Source organism: Escherichia sp. GZ89 (assembly GCF_019366485.1).
Lineage (GTDB): Bacteria > Pseudomonadota > Gammaproteobacteria > Enterobacterales > Enterobacteriaceae > Escherichia > Escherichia fergusonii.
Genome location: NZ_JAEOHX010000001.1, coordinates 300,903 through 319,630, shown reverse-complemented (window position 1 = coordinate 319,630; position 18,728 = coordinate 300,903). Strand labels below are relative to the sequence as shown.

The 18,728-nt window shown below is 49.4% G+C and carries 19 protein-coding genes and 1 pseudogene; 12 read left to right on the top strand and 8 right to left on the bottom strand.

The features are described from left to right. Positions 1 to 16 precede the first annotated feature (16 nt). From K0335_RS01560 to pncA, 3 genes are all read left to right on the top strand, one after another. On the top strand, positions 17 to 727 hold the full coding sequence (locus tag K0335_RS01560) for an SIMPL domain-containing protein (RefSeq protein ID WP_000049044.1): 711 nt from the start codon (positions 17 to 19) through the stop codon (positions 725 to 727). Positions 728 to 842: 115 nt separating this feature from the next. After that, positions 843 to 1,859 (top strand): asparaginase, encoded by a 1,017-nt coding sequence (gene ansA, locus K0335_RS01555; protein ID WP_015953356.1) that lies wholly within the window; start codon positions 843 to 845, stop codon positions 1,857 to 1,859. Positions 1,860 to 1,869: 10 nt separating this feature from the next. Beyond that, complete coding sequence (gene pncA, locus K0335_RS01550; RefSeq protein WP_000149683.1) at positions 1,870 to 2,511, top strand: bifunctional nicotinamidase/pyrazinamidase; 642 nt, start codon at positions 1,870 to 1,872, stop codon at positions 2,509 to 2,511. A 61-nt stretch (positions 2,512 to 2,572) separates the two neighbouring features. Here pncA and K0335_RS01545 read toward each other — a convergent pair whose 3' ends face one another. Both K0335_RS01545 and msrB read right to left on the bottom strand, forming a co-directional pair. Then, positions 2,573 to 2,851, bottom strand: a complete 279-nt coding sequence (locus K0335_RS01545; protein ID WP_002431572.1) for a YeaC family protein — start codon at positions 2,849 to 2,851, stop codon at positions 2,573 to 2,575. A gap of 41 nt (positions 2,852 to 2,892) precedes the next feature. Further along, a complete protein-coding gene (msrB, locus tag K0335_RS01540) occupies positions 2,893 to 3,306 on the bottom strand; it encodes a peptide-methionine (R)-S-oxide reductase MsrB (protein ID WP_001284628.1) in 414 nt (137 codons plus the stop codon). 342 nt (positions 3,307 to 3,648) lie between these two features. Here msrB and gapA point away from each other — a divergent pair, with 342 nt between their 5' ends. Both gapA and K0335_RS01530 read left to right on the top strand, forming a co-directional pair. Further along, entirely contained in the window at positions 3,649 to 4,644 is a 996-nt protein-coding gene (gene gapA / locus K0335_RS01535) for a glyceraldehyde-3-phosphate dehydrogenase (RefSeq protein WP_002431573.1), read from the top strand. Between the two features lie 74 nt (positions 4,645 to 4,718). After that, positions 4,719 to 5,603, top strand: a complete 885-nt coding sequence (locus tag K0335_RS01530) for a D-hexose-6-phosphate mutarotase (RefSeq protein WP_000591745.1) — start codon at positions 4,719 to 4,721, stop codon at positions 5,601 to 5,603. A gap of 47 nt (positions 5,604 to 5,650) precedes the next feature. On the opposite strand, the gene pepT is transcribed toward K0335_RS01530, so the two are convergent. Beyond that, positions 5,651 to 6,877 carry a peptidase T gene (gene pepT / locus K0335_RS01525; RefSeq protein ID WP_104919682.1) on the bottom strand — a complete coding sequence of 409 codons (1,227 nt, stop codon included), beginning with the start codon at positions 6,875 to 6,877 and terminating at the stop codon, positions 5,651 to 5,653. A 248-nt stretch (positions 6,878 to 7,125) separates the two neighbouring features. Between pepT and potA the strand changes: the two genes are divergently transcribed. From potA to K0335_RS01495, 6 genes and pseudogenes are all read left to right on the top strand, one after another. Continuing rightward, entirely contained in the window at positions 7,126 to 8,262 is a 1,137-nt protein-coding gene (gene potA, locus K0335_RS01520) for a spermidine/putrescine ABC transporter ATP-binding protein PotA (protein ID WP_000531585.1), read from the top strand. After that, on the top strand, positions 8,246 to 9,103 hold the full coding sequence (gene potB, locus K0335_RS01515; RefSeq protein ID WP_000799410.1) for a spermidine/putrescine ABC transporter permease PotB: 858 nt from the start codon (positions 8,246 to 8,248) through the stop codon (positions 9,101 to 9,103). The genes potA and potB overlap by 17 nt, the downstream gene beginning before the upstream one ends. Next, positions 9,100 to 9,894: a spermidine/putrescine ABC transporter permease PotC gene (potC, locus tag K0335_RS01510; protein WP_000580316.1), complete on the top strand. Its 795-nt coding sequence runs from the start codon at positions 9,100 to 9,102 to the stop codon at positions 9,892 to 9,894. Before potB ends, potC begins: the two co-directional genes overlap by 4 nt. Next, positions 9,891 to 10,937 carry a spermidine/putrescine ABC transporter substrate-binding protein PotD gene (potD, locus tag K0335_RS01505; RefSeq protein WP_104919681.1) on the top strand — a complete coding sequence of 349 codons (1,047 nt, stop codon included), beginning with the start codon at positions 9,891 to 9,893 and terminating at the stop codon, positions 10,935 to 10,937. The genes potC and potD overlap by 4 nt, the downstream gene beginning before the upstream one ends. A gap of 57 nt (positions 10,938 to 10,994) precedes the next feature. Continuing rightward, positions 10,995 to 11,457: pseudogene (locus K0335_RS01500) on the top strand (DUF3592 domain-containing protein). Next, positions 11,454 to 12,242: a YgcG family protein gene (locus K0335_RS01495; protein WP_219393700.1), complete on the top strand. Its 789-nt coding sequence runs from the start codon at positions 11,454 to 11,456 to the stop codon at positions 12,240 to 12,242. Before K0335_RS01500 ends, K0335_RS01495 begins: the two are co-directional and overlap by 4 nt. 136 nt (positions 12,243 to 12,378) lie before the next feature. On the opposite strand, the gene cobB is transcribed toward K0335_RS01495, so the two are convergent. The 5 genes from cobB to lolC are packed head-to-tail and all read right to left on the bottom strand — an operon-like array spanning position 12,379 to position 17,293. After that, positions 12,379 to 13,200, bottom strand: coding sequence for a Sir2 family NAD+-dependent deacetylase (cobB, locus tag K0335_RS01490; RefSeq protein WP_000952705.1), 822 nt, complete (start codon positions 13,198 to 13,200; stop codon positions 12,379 to 12,381). Positions 13,201 to 13,215: 15 nt separating this feature from the next. After that, positions 13,216 to 14,127 (bottom strand): N-acetylglucosamine kinase, encoded by a 912-nt coding sequence (nagK, locus tag K0335_RS01485; RefSeq protein ID WP_000291279.1) that lies wholly within the window; start codon positions 14,125 to 14,127, stop codon positions 13,216 to 13,218. A gap of 28 nt (positions 14,128 to 14,155) precedes the next feature. Further along, positions 14,156 to 15,400 carry a lipoprotein-releasing ABC transporter permease subunit LolE gene (gene lolE, locus K0335_RS01480; protein ID WP_001251354.1) on the bottom strand — a complete coding sequence of 415 codons (1,245 nt, stop codon included), beginning with the start codon at positions 15,398 to 15,400 and terminating at the stop codon, positions 14,156 to 14,158. Then, positions 15,400 to 16,101 (bottom strand): lipoprotein-releasing ABC transporter ATP-binding protein LolD, encoded by a 702-nt coding sequence (lolD, locus tag K0335_RS01475; RefSeq protein ID WP_001033707.1) that lies wholly within the window; start codon positions 16,099 to 16,101, stop codon positions 15,400 to 15,402. The genes lolE and lolD overlap by 1 nt, the downstream gene beginning before the upstream one ends. Then, positions 16,094 to 17,293, bottom strand: a complete 1,200-nt coding sequence (gene lolC, locus K0335_RS01470; protein WP_000284704.1) for a lipoprotein-releasing ABC transporter permease subunit LolC — start codon at positions 17,291 to 17,293, stop codon at positions 16,094 to 16,096. Before lolC ends, lolD begins: the two co-directional genes overlap by 8 nt. 261 nt (positions 17,294 to 17,554) lie before the next feature. On the opposite strand from lolC, the gene K0335_RS01465 reads away from it, so the two are divergent. Then, positions 17,555 to 18,628 carry an acyltransferase family protein gene (locus K0335_RS01465; RefSeq protein ID WP_104919677.1) on the top strand — a complete coding sequence of 358 codons (1,074 nt, stop codon included), beginning with the start codon at positions 17,555 to 17,557 and terminating at the stop codon, positions 18,626 to 18,628. The last annotated feature ends 100 nt before the right edge of the window (positions 18,629 to 18,728 follow it).

The window sequence follows — 18,728 nt, the reverse complement described above, 5'->3', positions numbered from 1 at the left end:
TGATAAGGAGACATCAGTGAGTAAAGTTCCTCCTCTTTTAGCCGCTATTATTCTTGGTGCCGGTATCGCCGTTTGTGGTTATTTCGTTGGTGATGGTATCCAGCATTTAAAACCCAATAATCGTTACGTTAATGTCCGGGGCTTGTCTGAAAAAGAAGTTCAGGCCGATACAGCAGAGTTAACTGTATCAATCACCCGTAATGCCAATGTTACCGAAGAATTATTCCCGAAACTGGATGCCGTACAAAATCAAATTATTGCCACATTTAAATCTCTTGGAATTAAGGATGATGAAATCCAGCCAGGGCAGTGGATAACCAAACGGACAGATCGCTATTACCTGCAAGACGATCCCAATCTGCCGCGTCTTAATGTTTATGGTTCTGTCACGGTAAAAACTCATAACGTTGTGGCTGTTGAAAAAGCGGTGGCCAAAATCAACGAGTTACAAACCGCAACCAATGGTGCCATTACAGACACATCCCTCTTCTATAGCTTCAATGGTATCAGTGCATTACGCGCAGAAATGATCGCTGCCGCCACCAAAGATGCCCGTAACGCGGCACTGCAATTCGCTGCCGATTCTGGTAGCCAGGTAGGATCAATCAGAGATGCGTCACAAGGGGTATTCCAGATCCTTGCCAGTGGTAGCGACAACGATGATCCCGCATCAGTGAAAAAAACTGTTCGGGTAGTGACCACCGTAACTTATGAGCTGAAAGATTAAGTGCAATAAATATTAAATTTGCTCTCGTTGAGTATTCAACCAAAGGCGGCAAATGCTGCCTTTTTATAATCCTGACGTTATACTTCTCCCCGCTAATCACCACTTTAAAACCATCATGCACAAGAAATCAATTTATGTGGCTTATACCGGCGGTACAATCGGTATGCAACGCTCAGAACAGGGTTATATTCCGGTTTCAGGGCATCTTCAACGTCAGTTAGCACTGATGCCGGAATTCCATCGCCCGGAGATGCCGGATTTTACCATCCATGAATATGCGCCGCTGATGGATTCTTCCGATATGACGCCTCAGGACTGGCAACATATCGCCGAAGATATTCAGGCCCATTATGATGAGTACGACGGATTTGTCATTTTGCATGGTACAGATACCATGGCTTATACCGCTTCCGCACTCTCGTTTATGCTGGAGAATTTGAGCAAACCTGTAATAGTGACAGGGTCACAAATACCTTTAGCCGAGCTGCGATCTGACGGGCAGATCAATTTGCTCAATGCGCTGTATGTTGCAGCTAATTACCCGATTAACGAAGTCACACTATTTTTTAATAACCGTCTGTATCGGGGTAATCGTACGACCAAAGCCCATGCCGATGGTTTTGATGCCTTTGCCTCACCTAATCTTCCCCCATTGCTTGAAGCCGGGATTCACATTCGCCGTCTGTCAACACCAGCAGCACCGCAAGGTCAGGGAGAGCTGATCGTTCACCCGATCACACCACAACCTATTGGGGTGGTGACAATTTACCCAGGGATCTCTGCTGATGTTATCCGCAATTTTCTCCGCCAGCCGGTGAAAGCGCTGATTCTTCGTTCTTATGGTGTCGGGAATGCGCCACAAAACAAAGAGTTTTTGCAAGAACTGCAAGAAGCAAGTTCGCGTGGAATTGTGGTGGTGAATCTTACCCAATGCATGTCTGGCAAAGTGAATATGGGCGGTTATGCAACGGGTAATGCACTGGCCCATGCGGGCGTCATTGGTGGAGCTGATATGACAGTAGAAGCTACGCTGACGAAGTTGCATTATTTGCTCAGCCAGGGGCTGGATACCCAGACTATTCGTCAAGTCATGACTGAAAACTTGCGTGGCGAGCTTACGCCAGATGACTAAGGAGATTTTGATGACGCATCGCGCTCTGCTACTGGTAGATTTGCAAAATGATTTTTGTGCCGGAGGTGCGCTTGCTGTACCGGAAGGTGACAACACCGTTGATATTGCTAACCAGCTGATTAACTGGTGTCAATCACGGGATATACCGGTTATCGCCAGCCAGGACTGGCATCCGGCTAATCACGGCAGCTTTGCCAGTCAGCATCAGGTTGCAGTCTACAGCCAGGGAATGCTTGACGGTTTACCACAAACGTTCTGGCCTGATCACTGTGTACAGAATAGCGAAGGTGCTGCATTGCATCCTTTGCTGAAACAAAAAGCTATCAATCGCATTTTTCACAAAGGCGAGAATCCGTTAGTTGATAGCTATAGCGCCTTTTTTGATAACGGGCGGCGGCAAAAAACCACGCTGGATGAGTGGCTACGTGAACATAATATTGGCGAATTGATAATTATGGGTCTTGCCACTGACTACTGCGTTAAATTTACTGTTCTGGATGCCCTGCAACTGGGTTACCGTGTCAACGTCATCACTGATGGTTGCCGGGGAGTGAATATTAACCCACAAGATAGCGCTCAGGCATTTATGGAAATGTCTGTTGCTGGTGCTACGTTATATACGCTGGCAGACTGGCAAGAGACGCAGGAGTAAAGTTTAACCGGGTGACAAATTTCAGACACGTCACCCGTTCTGTTTTTGTCTGTCACCCAACTCACTGCACTTTCAGCGTCGCAAACGACTTCGGAGCGATCCCAAAATCTTCTTTCAATTGCTGTTTGCTTTTCATCACCATCTGACCATTTGTGTCAATCGTCATATGCTGTGCGTCGGTGTTGTGGCGCGCCTGCCATAACATCACCAGTTGCATACTGTTCTCTTTTTGCTCTGGCGTCAGAGCAACACCATCGGGCCATTTACCTAATTCAACAGCCGTAGACAGGCGTTGATATACCTCGGGGGTCATACTGTTAATGATGTCGTCAAAATTCATGCTGGTTGCGCTCCCATGGAATAATTTGCTGAATCGTTTTATCAACCTTTAATTTGGTCGCCACTTTGCTCGTCAGTAAAACTTAGTGAGGCCGAATTGACGCAATAACGTTCACCTGTGGGCTGCGGACCATCAGGAAAAACATGCCCTAAATGAGCGTCACAATGACCACAACGAATCTCTATGCGCTCCATACCGTGAGATAAATCTGTTAAATATCGTATTGAATTTTCATTAACAGGTTCGTAAAAACTTGGCCAACCGCAGCCGGAGTCATATTTACTTTGGGAGTTGAACAGCGGCGTGTCGCAAACAAGACAACGGTATACCCCGTCGCGTTTGTTATGCAGCAAACGCCCGGTATATGGCGGCTCGGTGCCATGTTTCTGCGTGACGTAGAACTGCATTTCGGACAAATTTTCTTTGAGATCGTCCACCGAAGGTTTATTCGCCATTTGCTAACATCTCGCTTTTAATCAGGCTCGTATTACGCGACCGATTCTAACAAAACATTAACAGCCAGGCGTCAACTTTTGTTCTAAACTTGTATCTAACCAAATGGCAGGTTGTGATTCGTGACGCACATCACTTTTTTATCTCTCCTGCCCTTTAAAATTCTGGGCGCCGCCCCCATGTGGTCTCAAGCCCAAAGGAAGAGTGAGGCGAATCAGCTGCACAATGCGTAAGCATAGGATTGATTTGTCGCAATGATTGACACGATTCCGCTTGACGCTGCGTAAGGTTTTTGTAATTTTACAGGCAACCTTTTATTCACTAACAAATAGCTGGTGGAATATATGACTATCAAAGTAGGTATCAACGGTTTTGGCCGTATCGGTCGCATTGTTTTCCGTGCTGCGCAGAAACGTTCTGACATCGAGATTGTTGCAATCAACGATCTGTTAGACGCTGACTACATGGCTTACATGCTGAAATATGACTCCACTCACGGTCGCTTCGACGGCACCGTTGAAGTGAAAGACGGTCATCTGATCGTTAACGGTAAAAAAATCCGTGTTACCGCTGAACGTGATCCGGCTAACCTGAAATGGGACGAAGTTGGTGTTGACGTAGTTGCTGAAGCAACCGGTATCTTCCTGACTGACGAAACCGCTCGTAAGCACATCACTGCTGGTGCGAAAAAAGTTGTTCTGACTGGTCCTTCCAAAGACAACACCCCGATGTTTGTTAAAGGCGCTAACTTTGACAAATATGCTGGCCAGGACATCGTTTCTAACGCTTCCTGCACCACCAACTGCCTGGCTCCGCTGGCTAAAGTTATCAACGATAACTTCGGTATCATCGAAGGCCTGATGACCACCGTTCACGCAACTACCGCTACTCAGAAAACTGTTGACGGCCCGTCTCACAAAGACTGGCGCGGCGGCCGTGGTGCTTCTCAGAACATCATCCCGTCCTCTACCGGTGCTGCTAAAGCTGTAGGTAAAGTACTGCCAGAACTGAACGGCAAACTGACTGGTATGGCGTTCCGCGTTCCTACCCCGAACGTATCTGTAGTTGACCTGACCGTTCGTCTGGAAAAACCGGCTACTTACGAGCAGATCAAAGCTGCTGTTAAAGCTGCCGCTGAAGGCGAAATGAAAGGCGTTCTGGGTTACACCGAAGACGACGTAGTATCTACCGATTTCAACGGCGAAGTTTGCACTTCCGTGTTCGATGCTAAAGCTGGTATCGCACTGAACGACAACTTCGTGAAACTGGTATCCTGGTACGACAACGAAACTGGTTACTCCAACAAAGTACTGGACCTGATCGCTCACATCTCCAAATAAGTTGAGATGATACTGTGATCTCTAAGAGCGACTTCGGTCGCTCTTTTTTTTGCCTGAAGATAAAGGACTGCGTCATGATTAAGAAAATTTTTGCCCTTCCGGTTATCGAACAAATCACAGCGGCCCTTTCCCGCCGCCAACTGGATGAACTCGATGTGATTGTTGTCGATCATCCGCAGGTAAAAGCCTCTTTTGCTTTGCAGGGTGCCCACCTGCTCTCATGGAAACCAACTGGCGAAGAAGAAGTTCTGTGGCTGAGCAACAATACCCCCTTTAAAACTGGCGTCGCTATTCGTGGTGGTGTGCCGATTTGCTGGCCGTGGTTCGGTCCGGCAGCTCAACAAGGTCTGCCAGCACATGGTTTTGCGCGTAACCTGCCCTGGAAACTAAAATCTCATGAGGAAAATGCCAACGGCGTCGCGTTAACCTTTGAACTCAGCCACAGCGAAGCGACAAAAAAATACTGGCCGCATGACTTTAGGCTGTTAGCGCATTTCAAAGTGGGTAAAACCTGTGAGATGGAGCTGGAAGCACACGGCGATTTCGAAACCACTTCTGCCCTGCATACCTACTTCAATGTCGGCGATATCGCAGAAGTCAAAGTTAGTGGACTGGGTGATCGTTACATCGATAAAGTCAATGATGCCAAAGAAGGTGTACTGAGCGACGGTATACAGACTTTCCCGGATCGAACTGATCGTGTTTACTTAAATCCTCAGACCTGTAGTGTGATTGCTGACGCGGCGTTGAAACGTAAAATTGACGTTGAACATCGCAATCATCTCAACGTTGTCGGCTGGAATCCCGGCCCGGCGCTGTCGATCAGCATGGGCGATATGCCTGACGACGGTTATAAAACGTTTGTTTGCGTTGAAACGGCTTATGCTACCGCACCGCAAAAAACAACTGCAGAGAAACCGTCTCGCCTGACGCAAATTGTTCGCGTCGCTAAAGACTAAAAAAAACTGCCGGTGGTTGAAACCATTCGGCAGTTTTTACGTAAGGATTAATTCTGTTTAGCTGTCAGCTCAGCAATACGCACAATTACCTGCACGGCCTTTTCCATACCCTCCAGGGTCACAAATTCATGTTTGCCATGATAATTGTAACCACCAGTGAACAGGTTCGGGCACGGTAATCCCATAAACGACAGCTGCGCGCCATCAGTACCGCCTCGAATGGGTTTCAACTGCGGTTCAATACCACAATCACGCATTGCCTGTTGTGCAATATCAAGAATGTGAGGATGTTCGGCGACTTTCTCGCGCATATTGTAGTAGCTGTCTTCAATTACCAGCTCAATGTAGCAGTCCGGGTGCAAGCCTTTCCCGACCTTTTTCGCGATCTCCATCATTTTGCGTTTACGCGCTTCAAACTGCTTACGATCAAAATCACGAATGATGTAGTGCATATCGGCCCGTTCAACGGTGCCTTTCATGCTCGCCAGGTGATAGAAACCTTCATAGCCTTCTGTCATTTCCGGGCTTTCATCCGCCGGAACTTCTGCATGAATACGTGCAGCCAGCGACAGCGCATTCACCATTACACCTTTAGCTGTGCCCGGGTGAACGTTATTGCCTACAATTTTGATATTGACCGACGCGGCGTTGAAGTTTTCAAACTCCAGTTCACCTACGCCACCACCATCAACGGTGTAAGCCCAGCGGGCATCGAAGGCGTCAACATCAAAATGTTTCGCCCCTTTACCCACTTCTTCATCCGGGGTAAAGGCGACGCGAATATCACCATGCGGAATGTTTTTCTGTTGCAATACCGCCAGCGCGGTCATGATTTCTGCAATACCTGCTTTGTCATCTGCACCTAACAGCGTTTTGCCATCCGTGGTGATAAGCGTCTGACCCAGCAGCTGATGCAGGACCGGGAACATGACCGGAGATAAGACTTCGTCACCTACCCCAAGTGCGATATCGCCACCACGGTAGTTTTCAACAATTTGCGGATTCACATTTTTACCGCTGCAATCCGGTGAGGTATCCACATGAGAAATAAAGCCAATCGCCGGGATATCGCCAGGGACGTTAGCCGGTAACGTCGCCATCAAAGTGCCCTTCTCACTTAAGGTCACATTGATAAGCCCCATCTCTTCGAGCTCCTCTTTCAGCAGATGCAATAACTTCCATTGGCCTTCCGTGCTGGGAACCTGTCTCACCCCCGCTTTTGATTGGGTATCCAGAGACACGTAGTTCAAAAATCGCTCAAGTAGTTTATCCATGTAGTCACCCTCACTTTTTGTGACAACATTATCAATAAGCGCTAAAGGACAAATATTGCGTCAGGTCACTTTTAGCCCTGCAAGCCGGAAAATTATCAACATTCCTTAATTGAATATAAGGCTAAGCCAGTAATTCACAACAAACATTGGCGAATACAGCGGTTTGCCGTAGAATTACGGCCCTCATTACGAGTCATCAAGGTGGTTAACCACAAACCCCGCGGCGGTAAGCCATCCGTTGCGTTTACATGGGACAGAGTAAAAAATTGAATAAACAACCCCGTTCGCTTTCACCGCTGGTGCAACTAGCCGGAATTCGCAAAAGTTTCGATGGTAAAGAGGTCATTTCGAACCTTGATTTGACCATCAATAACGGTGAATTTCTAACGCTGCTTGGCCCCTCTGGCTGCGGTAAAACAACCGTTCTTCGCTTGATTGCCGGTCTGGAAACTGTCGATTCCGGGCGCATCATGCTGGATAACGAAGACATCACACATGTTCCGGCTGAAAATCGCTATGTGAACACTGTTTTTCAAAGCTATGCACTTTTCCCCCACATGACCGTTTTCGAGAATGTGGCTTTTGGTTTGCGCATGCAAAAAACACCGGCAGCTGAAATTGCTCCCCGTGTGACGGAAGCGTTGCGTATGGTGCAACTGGAGTCTTTTGCTCAGCGTAAACCGCACCAACTCTCTGGCGGTCAGCAGCAACGTGTAGCCATTGCCCGCGCGGTGGTTAACAAGCCTCGTCTGTTGTTGCTGGATGAGTCGCTCTCAGCACTGGACTACAAACTACGCAAACAGATGCAGAACGAGCTGAAAGCGCTACAGCGTAAGCTCGGCATCACTTTCGTCTTCGTCACTCACGATCAGGAAGAAGCGCTCACCATGTCAGACCGCATCGTCGTGATGCGTGACGGACGTATAGAGCAGGACGGCACACCGCGTGAAATCTACGAAGAGCCGAAAAACCTGTTTGTTGCCGGGTTTATCGGTGAAATCAATATGTTCAACGCTACGGTGCTGGAGCGTCTTGATGAACAACGCGTAAGGGCAAACGTCGAAGGTCGCGAATGTAATATCTACGTTAACTTCGCCGTTGAACCGGGGCAAAAACTGCATGTTCTGCTGCGCCCGGAAGATTTGCGCGTCGAAGAGATCAACGATGATAACGAAGCCGAAGGATTGATTGGTTACGTTCGCGAGCGTAACTACAAAGGCATGACGCTGGAGTCGGTTGTTGAACTGGAAAATGGCAAGATGGTGATGGTCAGCGAATTCTTCAATGAAGACGATCCTGACTTTGACCACTCTCTCGACCAAAAAATGGCCATTAATTGGGTAGAAAGCTGGGAGGTCGTACTGGCTGATGAAGAACACAAGTAAGTTCCAGAATGTAGTGATTGTCACTATTGTCGGTTGGCTTGTGTTGTTTGTCTTTCTGCCCAACCTGATGATCATTGGCACCAGCTTTTTGACCCGCGACGACGCAAGTTTCGTCAAAATGGTCTTTACGCTGGATAACTACACGCGACTGCTCGATCCGCTTTATTTTGAAGTGCTATTGCACTCGCTGAATATGGCGCTGATCGCCACCCTCGCCTGCCTGGTGCTGGGCTACCCGTTTGCCTGGTTTCTGGCAAAGCTGCCACACAAGGTGCGTCCGCTGCTGCTGTTTCTGCTGATTGTTCCGTTCTGGACCAACTCATTGATTCGTATCTACGGGCTGAAAATTTTCCTCAGCACCAAAGGCTATCTTAACGAGCTTTTGCTCTGGCTGGGCGTTATCGATACACCAATTCGCATCATGTTCACGCCCAGCGCGGTGATAATCGGTCTGGTTTACATTCTGCTGCCGTTTATGGTGATGCCGCTGTACTCCAGTATCGAAAAACTGGATAAGCCGTTGCTGGAGGCGGCGCGCGATCTCGGTGCCAGCAAGTTGCAGACCTTTATCCGCATCATTATCCCACTGACGATGCCGGGGATTATTGCCGGATGTCTGCTGGTGATGCTGCCAGCGATGGGCCTGTTCTATGTGTCCGACCTGATGGGCGGTGCGAAAAACCTGCTGATCGGTAACGTCATAAAGGTACAGTTCCTCAATATTCGTGACTGGCCGTTTGGTGCAGCCACCAGCATTACGCTGACTATCGTAATGGGCCTGATGTTGCTGGTTTACTGGCGCGCTTCTCGTTTGCTGAATAAGAAGGTGGAACTCGAATGATCGGTCGACTGCTTCGCGGCGGTTTTATGACCGCTATCTACGCGTACCTGTATATCCCAATCATTATTTTGATTGTGAACTCTTTCAACAGCTCGCGCTTTGGCATCAACTGGCAGGGTTTTACCACCAAATGGTATAGCCTGCTGATGAACAACGACAGTCTGTTGCAGGCAGCTCAGCATTCACTGACGATGGCGGTGTTTTCGGCGACGTTTGCTACGCTTATCGGTTCACTGACGGCAGTTGCGCTGTACCGTTATCGCTTTCGTGGTAAGCCGTTCGTAAGCGGAATGCTGTTTGTGGTGATGATGTCGCCAGATATTGTGATGGCGATTTCTCTGCTGGTGCTGTTTATGCTGCTGGGTATTCAGCTTGGCTTCTGGTCGCTGCTGTTCTCACATATCACCTTCTGCCTGCCGTTTGTGGTGGTGACGGTGTATTCGCGCCTGAAAGGTTTTGATGTGCGAATGCTGGAAGCGGCGAAAGATCTCGGTGCCAGCGAATTTACTATTCTGCGAAAAATCATTCTGCCACTGGCAATGCCAGCGGTAGCGGCGGGCTGGGTGTTAAGCTTTACCCTGTCGATGGACGACGTGGTGGTTTCTTCGTTTGTCACCGGGCCGAGTTATGAAATTCTGCCGTTAAAAATTTATTCGATGGTCAAAGTCGGCGTATCGCCGGAAGTTAACGCGCTGGCAACCATATTACTGGTGCTGTCGCTGGTGATGGTAATTGCCAGCCAGCTTATTGCTCGTGATAAAACGAAAGGTAACACAGGGGACGTTAAATGAAAAAATGGTCACGCCACCTGCTCGCGGCGGGTGCTCTGGCACTGGGCATGAGCGCCGCTCACGCCGATGACAACAACACGCTGTATTTCTACAACTGGACCGAGTACGTGCCGCCAGGACTGCTTGAACAGTTCACCAAAGAAACCGGTATTAAGGTTATCTATTCGACTTACGAGTCGAACGAAACCATGTACGCGAAGCTGAAAACGTACAAAGACGGTGCCTATGACCTGGTGGTTCCTTCAACCTATTACGTCGATAAAATGCGTAAAGAAGGGATGATCCAGAAGATCGACAAGTCGAAGTTAAGCAATTTCAGCAACCTCGATCCAGACATGCTCAACAAGCCGTTTGACCCGAATAACGACTATTCCATTCCGTATATCTGGGGTGCGACGGCGATTGGCGTTAACGGTGATGCGGTGGATCCGAAATCTGTCACCAGCTGGGCCGATCTGTGGAAACCTGAGTACAAAGGCAGCCTGCTGCTGACCGACGATGCCCGTGAAGTGTTCCAGATGGCGCTGCGTAAGCTGGGCTACTCCGGTAACACCACCGATCCGAAAGAGATTGAAGCTGCATACAACGAGCTGAAAAAACTGATGCCAAATGTCGCGGCGTTTAACTCCGATAACCCGGCTAACCCGTACATGGAAGGCGAAGTTAACCTCGGCATGATCTGGAATGGTTCTGCTTTCGTGGCACGCCAGGCGGGTACGCCAATTGATGTGGTGTGGCCGAAAGAAGGCGGCATTTTCTGGATGGACAGCCTGGCGATCCCGGCAAATGCCAAAAACAAAGAAGGCGCGCTGAAATTGATCAACTTCCTGCTGCGCCCGGATGTGGCAAAACAGGTTGCTGAAACTATCGGTTATCCAACGCCAAACCTCGCCGCGCGTAAGCTGTTAAACCCGGAAATAGCGAACGACAAGACGCTCTACCCGGATGCTGAAACCATTAAAAATGGTGAATGGCAGAATGACGTTGGCGCAGCCAGCAGCATTTATGAAGAGTATTATCAGAAGCTGAAAGCAGGACGTTAATTCAGCAAGCGGGCGGTGGTATTACCGCCCGTTTTTTATTTAGCAAGGATGTGGCTAATGAGTCAGGACAGTAAAATTTTCTTTCGTATATTCCTCGGTATCGGTCTGGTACTGATCCTCATTTCTGTTGTTTATCTTTTATAACCAGTTCACCTATAGCAAAGACGCGATTCATACCGAAGGCGTCATTGTTGATACCGTCTGGCACTCCAGTCATTCTCATCGCACGGGTAAAAATGGTTCGTGGTATCCCGTCGTTGCCTTTCGCCCGACGCCAGATTACACGCTAATTTTCAATTCGAGTATCGGCAGCGATTTTTATGAAGACAGCGAAGGCGATAAAGTTAATGTTTATTATTCTCCAGGGCATCCTGAAAAGGCTGAGATAAATAACCCGTGGGTTAATTTCTTTAAATGGGGGTTTATCGGCATTATGGGCGTTATTTTTATCGCCGTCGGTTTATTAATCAGTATGCCCTCCTCTAAAAAGACACGCAGGAAACGGAAGTCCCGCCCATGAAAAAAATCATAATACTGCTCAGTTTACTGATACTTCTGCCTCTGACGGCAGCCAGTAATCCATTGATTCCAATAATGAAGACACTTTTTACGGATGTTACAGGTACTGTACCGGATGCTGAAGAGATCGCGCATAAAGCCGAGCTTTTTCGCCAACAAACCGGAGTTGCACCGTTTATTGTGGTTTTACCCGACATTAATAATGAAGCCAGTCTCAGGCAAAATGGCAAAGCGATGCTGGAGCATGTGTCATCTTCAATGAGTCATGTAAAAGGCAGCGTCCTGTTACTCTTTACCACCCGCGAGCCACGGTTAATTATGATAACCAACGGCCAGGTTGAAAGCGGTCTGGACGATAAACATCTGGGACTGCTGGTAGAAAATCATACGCTGGCTTATTTACATGCAGATCTCTGGTATCAGGGAATCAATAATGCATTGGCTGTTTTACAAGCACTGATATTAAAACAACCGACGCCACCACTGACATATTACCCGCATCCAGAACAACTGCATGAGAATGCTCCTCCCGGCAGTACCACGACATTAGGCCTTTTTGCCTGGGCGGTTGCATTCATCGTCTTTACTGCATTTTTTAACTACACAACGCGCCTTAATTATGCATTAAAGTTTGCAGTGGCGATGACTATTGCCAATATGGGTTATCAGGCTTTATGTTTGTATATCGATGACAGCTTTGCGATTACCAGAATATCGCCGCTCTGGGCTAGGCTGATTGGTGTTTGTACGTTTATTGCCACGTTGTTATTGACGAGTAAACGGTAAAAGAGGCAGTAAATTGTGCGTGTATTATGCCGGATGCGGTGCGAACGCCTTATCCGGCCCACAAAATCCGCAAATTCAATTAATTGCGCCCCTTGTAGGCCTGATAAGCGTAGCGCATCAGGCAATTACTCCTGATTTATAATCCCTTCAGCAACTTCTCAACAAATTCAGGCACCACCTGACTTGCCGGGCCGTAATATTTCTCGGCAAATTCATTACCGACCTGGCTCGGTTCGAGATTGAGTTCAACCGTATGTGCGCCATGCAGCTTCGCTTCGTGGACAAACCCAGCAGCTGGATAAACATGCCCTGATGTGCCAATAGCAATGAAAATATCGGCCATCGACAGCGCCATATAAATTTCATCCATGCCGAGTGGCATTTCGCCAAACCATACTACGTGTGGGCGCAGCGGAGCCGGGAACTGGCAGCAATGACATTTGTCTTCTGGCGTGACGTCTCCGGTCCAGTCGAGAACCTGACCACTTTGCGAACAACGTACTTTCAGCAATTCCCCATGCATATGAATCACATTGGTATTACCGGCACGTTCATGCAGGTTGTCGATATTCTGCGTCACCAGTAAAAAGCGATCGCCGAGAGCATCTTGCAGTTTAGCCAGCGCAAGATGCGCGGCGTTAGGCTGAATTTCTGGCTGCTGCAACTGTCGACGGCGGGCGTTATAAAATGCTTGCACCAGATCAGGATCACGATCGAAACCTTCCGGCGTTGCCACATCTTCAACCCGATGTTCTTCCCACAGGCCATCTGCGGCGCGAAAGGTACGAATACCTGATTCTGCAGAAATCCCTGCACCTGTAAGGACTAATACTCTTGGTTTTTCCATCACTTCCGGCACCACCCTGTCTCTGAAAAAAATACGCTGACGCAGTCGTTCGCGTAGATGGCGTTTGTTTTTACGAAAACGTTTTAATCGGTGATTCTGACGCGACAGCATAACAACCCCTTTTGATTAATCGCTAAGATGTAAAAAGGCCGCGCCGCGCATACCACCTGCATCTCCATGACGCGCACGTTCAATACGCGGCACACGAGCTACAGGTAACAGATGCCGGGGCAACCTGTCCGCCAGTTGTGTTGTTATTGCTGTAAAGTTTGATAATCCCCCGCCAATCACCACCAGATCAGGATCAACAATAGTCAGGATATTTCCCAGACACACTGCCAGCAAATCCAGATAGCGATCAACGTGTGCCTGCGCCCGCTCATCGCCTTCTTCCCATAAGGCAATAATTTCAGGAGCCTGCAACGGTTGATGATAATAGTGTTGCCAGAGCCACGCAAAGCCCCGACCCGATAGATAATTTTCGATACAACCAATTTGACCACAGCCGCAGCGGCGTAACGGGAAATCCAACCCCATCATGGTTAATGCATCAACCGGCAGACGCATATGGCCAAACTCGCCGGTAATGTAGCTTTTACCGGTAATCGGTTTACCGTTGAAAATCAGCCCGCCGCCAACGCCAGTGCCGAGAATCAACCCCATCACCAGTGGATATTGAGTAAATTCATCATCCCATGCTTCAGAAAGGGCAAAACAGTTGGCATCGTTATCAAGGCGTACATCGCGATCAAGACGTGCGCTCAGGTCGGCACGCAGCGGTTTACCGCTGGCAGCAGGGACATTGGCGGCATACAGCGTACCATCTTCTGTTTCCGGCATTCCCGGAATACCGATGCCGACAGAACCTTTACAGCCAAAACGTTGGTCAGCTTCAGCCACCAGCTCGCACACTGCATCTAAAAATGCGTCATAGCTGTCACGCGGTGTCGGCACCCGCTTTTCCCACTGCAACTGCCGACCGCTATCAAACACGCCAAGCGCAATTTTTGTTCCACCAATATCAAACCCGTAATACATTGCCGCTCCTTGTTTTAATGTACTGCCTTTACTGGCCGCTAAGGACTCGCGCAGGGTCAATATTACTGGCGCGCCGCGCCGGATACCAACTTGCCAAAAGACTCAGCAACAATGCTGTGACCAGTACGTAGAAGACGTCCAGCCAGTGCAATTCCGATGGCAGGAAGTCAATAAAATAGATATCGCTGGAGAGGAACTGATGACCGATCAGCTTTTCAATCCACTCAATAATCGGGGTAAGTTGCAGTGAAACCACCACGCCGATAATCACACCACACAGGCTGCCGAACAGCCCTGCCAGCAATCCATACCAGACAAAGATGGCGCGAATTAAACCATCTTTCGCCCCCAGCGTTCTTAATACTGCGATATCGCCACTCTTGTCTTTCACCGCCATCACTAAGGTAGAGACGATGTTGAAACAGGCCACGCCAATCACCAGTACCATCGCCAGATACATAATGGCGCGGATCATCTGGATATCGCGATACATATAGCCGTAAGTACCAATCCAGCTTTTAATATAAACATAGCTGTTGGTCACTTCACCCGCATCGCGTACCAGCTTATTGGCGTTGAAAACATCCGTCATTTTAAGGGCAATACCTGACACGCTGGAACCCATATCAAGATATTGTTGGGCATCTGCCAGCGGGATCATGGCAAAACTGTGATCGAGTTGGCCACTCAACTGCAAAATACCGGCAACGTGCAAACGCACACGTTTTGGCTGCATCAGTTTATGCTCGGGATTCGAATTTGGGATCATAATCGACACCCAATCGCCCTGCTTCACTTTCAGCGCATCCGCCACGCCTTTGCCGATGATAATTTGCTGTTCGCCTGCTTTAAAATTGCTCCACGCATCGTCCTGGACAAACGAGGGTAATGCGCTCAAACGCTGTTCCTGTTGCGGGTTAACGCCCTTGACCTGAATTGCGCGCAGATTGGCACCACTTTCCACCAGCCCGGTGAAATTGATATACGGCGCGGCAGCGGCAATACCCGGCACTTTTTGCACGTTATCCAGGGCTTCTTGCCAGTTAGTCCACGGCTGATCCACCGCCTCAATTTCGCCATGCGGCACCACCGCCAGAATGCGGTTGTTCAGTTCGCGTTCAAAGCCGTTCATCGCGCTTAAGCCGACGATCAATACCGCCACGCCGAGGGCAATGCCAATGGTAGAAATGACGGAGATCAGCGATACCATGCCGCCGCGCCGCCGTCCGCGACTAAAACGCAGGCCAATCAATAACGATAAAGGCATCGCCATTACTCCGCCCCCATCAGGCTCAGTTCCGCCGTCAGACGTCCATCACGCATTTCCAGTTGGCGGCTCATACGTTTCGCCAGTTGCAGGTCGTGAGTAACCACCAGGAAGGCGGTGCCCTGCAAGCGATTCAATTCCCCAAGCAACTGGAAGATGCTGTCGGCGTTACGTGCATCGAGGTTACCAGTAGGTTCATCCGCCAGTACCAGTCGGGGGTTATTGACCAGCGCACGGGCAATCGCCACACGCTGGCGTTCGCCGCCAGAAAGTTCAGATGGGCGGTGATTCGCACGATGCTCCAGCCCCACCGCTTTTAACATCTCCAGCGCACGGCTGTTGATTTCAGCGGGCTTTTTCTTGCCAATCAACAGCGGCATAGCCACGTTTTCCAGGGCGGTAAAATCCGGCAGCAGGTGGTGAAACTGATAAATAAAGCCCAGCTTCTGGTTGCGCAGTTCTGCTTTCGCCGCCGACGACAGTTTGCTCATCGGCTGACCATTAAAAACCACATCGCCGGAGGTTGGCGTATCCAGCCCGCCCAGCAGGTGCAGCAAGGTACTTTTACCAGAACCAGAGCTACCGACGATCGCCATCATTTCACCTTCGCCGACGCTGAAACTGACATTGTGCAGTACATCGGTTTGCACACTGCCTTCCTGATAGCGTTTGCACAGGTTGTCGCATTGCAACAGGATCTTATTCATAACGTAAAGCCTCAGCGGGTTGAGTGGCGGCAGCGCGCCATGAAGGGTAAAGCGTAGAGAGCAGCGCGATAGCCATCGCCACCAGCGCAATAACAATGACCTGTAAAGGTTCGATAGCGACTGGCAGTGCCGCGCCATCAAGCAGGACGCCGATTATCGGCATCAGATTATTCAACTGGCTGGCAAGCAGTGCGCCAAGGGCCGCTCCGAGGATCGCACCGATAATCCCGGCGCTGGCCCCTTGCACCATAAAGACCATCATGATTTGTCGCGGAGTTAAGCCTTGCGTTTGCAGGATCGCCACTTCGCCCTGCTTCTCCATCACCATCAGCCCCAGCGAAGTAATAATGTTAAACGCCGCAACGGCGACAATCAGGCTCAGCAGTAAGCCCATCATATTTTTTTCCATGCGTACGGCCTGGAACAGCTCGCCTTTACGATCACGCCAGTCCTGCCATTTGCTGCCTTCAGGCAGTTTTTGCTGGCTTAAAGAATCAACTTTCAGCGGCTCATCCAGCCACAAACGCCAGCCAGTGATATTGCCTGCCGGATAACGCATCAGACGCGAGGCATCCTCAATATTCACCAGCATTTCATAGCCATCGACTTCACTGTTGGCGGCGAAAGTGCCAATCACATTGAACAGGCGCTGGCTTGGAATACGCCCCATCGGCGTGAACTGGCTGGCAGACGGCACCATCACGCGGATTTGATCACCGCGATTGACACCTAACTGTGAGGCAAGTTGTTCGCCGAGAATGACATTATATTTCCCCGGTTCGAGATCAGCTTGTTTCACATTGACCAGATACGGCGTTAGTGGATCTTTTTGTGCCGGGTCGATACCCAGCATCACCCCGACCGCCACGCTGCGTGCACTTTGCAGTACCACATCACCGGTAGTGACAGGTGCGATGCGATTAACGCCGTCCAGTTTGACTGCCGTTTCCGGGAGTTGCTGCGGGTTAAGAGAGCCATGCTCAGAAGAGAGAATTGCCTGTGGCATCAGGCCAAGGATGTTGTTTTGCAGCTCGCGCTCAAAGCCGTTCATCACTGACAATACTGTGACCAGCGCCATCACCCCGAGGGTAATGCCGATGGTAGAAAGCCAGGAGACGAAGCGACCGAAGCGATCCGCTGCACGCCCACGCATGTAACGCAGGCCAATAAATAGAGCGACAGGTTGGTACATGAAATCCGTCTGGTTGCTGTTAGCAAAGACACGAGTATATAAGCGAAAGCAAGATGGGTAAACGTCTGAACTGTAAGTGATCGTCAGGGCTAATCTGAAAAGTACCGACAAATCAATCGGCTAAAGTGCCTCATTTTCTCATCGGTCTTGTGGCCTGATCTTTTTCTGAAAAATAACCAAATACAGACAGATACGCATTACACCACGCGACTCGCCCCGCAGGATCAACAGCATGTTAAATAAAAAGAGCGTGTTGTCCTGATGAAACAAAAAGAGCTATGGATTAACCAGATCAAAGGGTTATGTATTTGTCTGGTGGTGATTTATCACTCGGTCATTACCTTTTATCCGCATCTGACCACTTTTCAGCATCCGTTATCGGAAGTCCTGAGCAAATGCTGGATCTATTTCAATCTTTACCTTGCGCCCTTTCGTATGCCGGTGTTTTTCTTTATATCCGGCTATTTGATTCGCCGCTATATCGATAGCGTGCCGTGGGGAAATTGTCTCGATAAACGCATCTGGAGCATCTTCTGGGTGCTGGCACTGTGGGGCGTGGTGCAGTGGCTGGCGTTAAGTGCGCTGAATCAGTGGCTGGCACCTGAGCGCGATTTAAGCAATGCCTCCAATGCCGCTTATGCCGATTCCACCGGTGAGTTCCTGCACGGGATGATCACCGCCAGCACCAGCTTGTGGTATCTGTATGCTTTAATTGTCTATTTCGTGATATGTAAACTTTTTAGCCGTCTGGCGCTGCCACTATTCGCCTTGTTTGTACTGCTGAGTGTCGCTGTTAATTTCGTTCCCACGCCGTGGTGGGGAATGAACAGCGTGATCCGCAATTTGCCTTATTACAGTCTTGGCGCATGGTTTGGCGCAACATTAATGACCTGTGTTAAAGCGGTGCCGTTGCGCCGCCATCTGCTGATGGCTTCTTTGCTGGCTGTTCTGGCGGTCGGTGCCTGGTTGTTTAATATCTCGCTGCTGTTGTCGCTGGTATCGATTGTGGTGATCATGAAGCTGTTTTATCAGTACGAGCAACGCTTCGGTATGCGCTCCTCCAGCCTGCTGAATGTGATTGGCTCCAACACCATTGCTATCTATACCACCCATCGCATACTGGTAGAAATATTCAGCTTAAGCCTGATTCCGCAAATGAACGCGGCACGCTGGTCGCCGCAAGTCGAACTGACGCTCCTGCTGATTTACCCCTTTGTCAGTTTGTTGATTTGTACTGTTGCGGGCTTGCTGGTAAGAAAACTTTCACAGCGCGCATTCATCGATCTGTTGTTCTCCCCGCCTTCTCTGCCCACAGCCGTCAGTTACTCCCGCTAAGCCATCGCCCCAGCCGGGGCGATTCAATTTGCTAAACCATGTCGATTACGGATAATGAACAGCATTGCTTATCAGAGATATGCCCCCATATGTTGAGGCA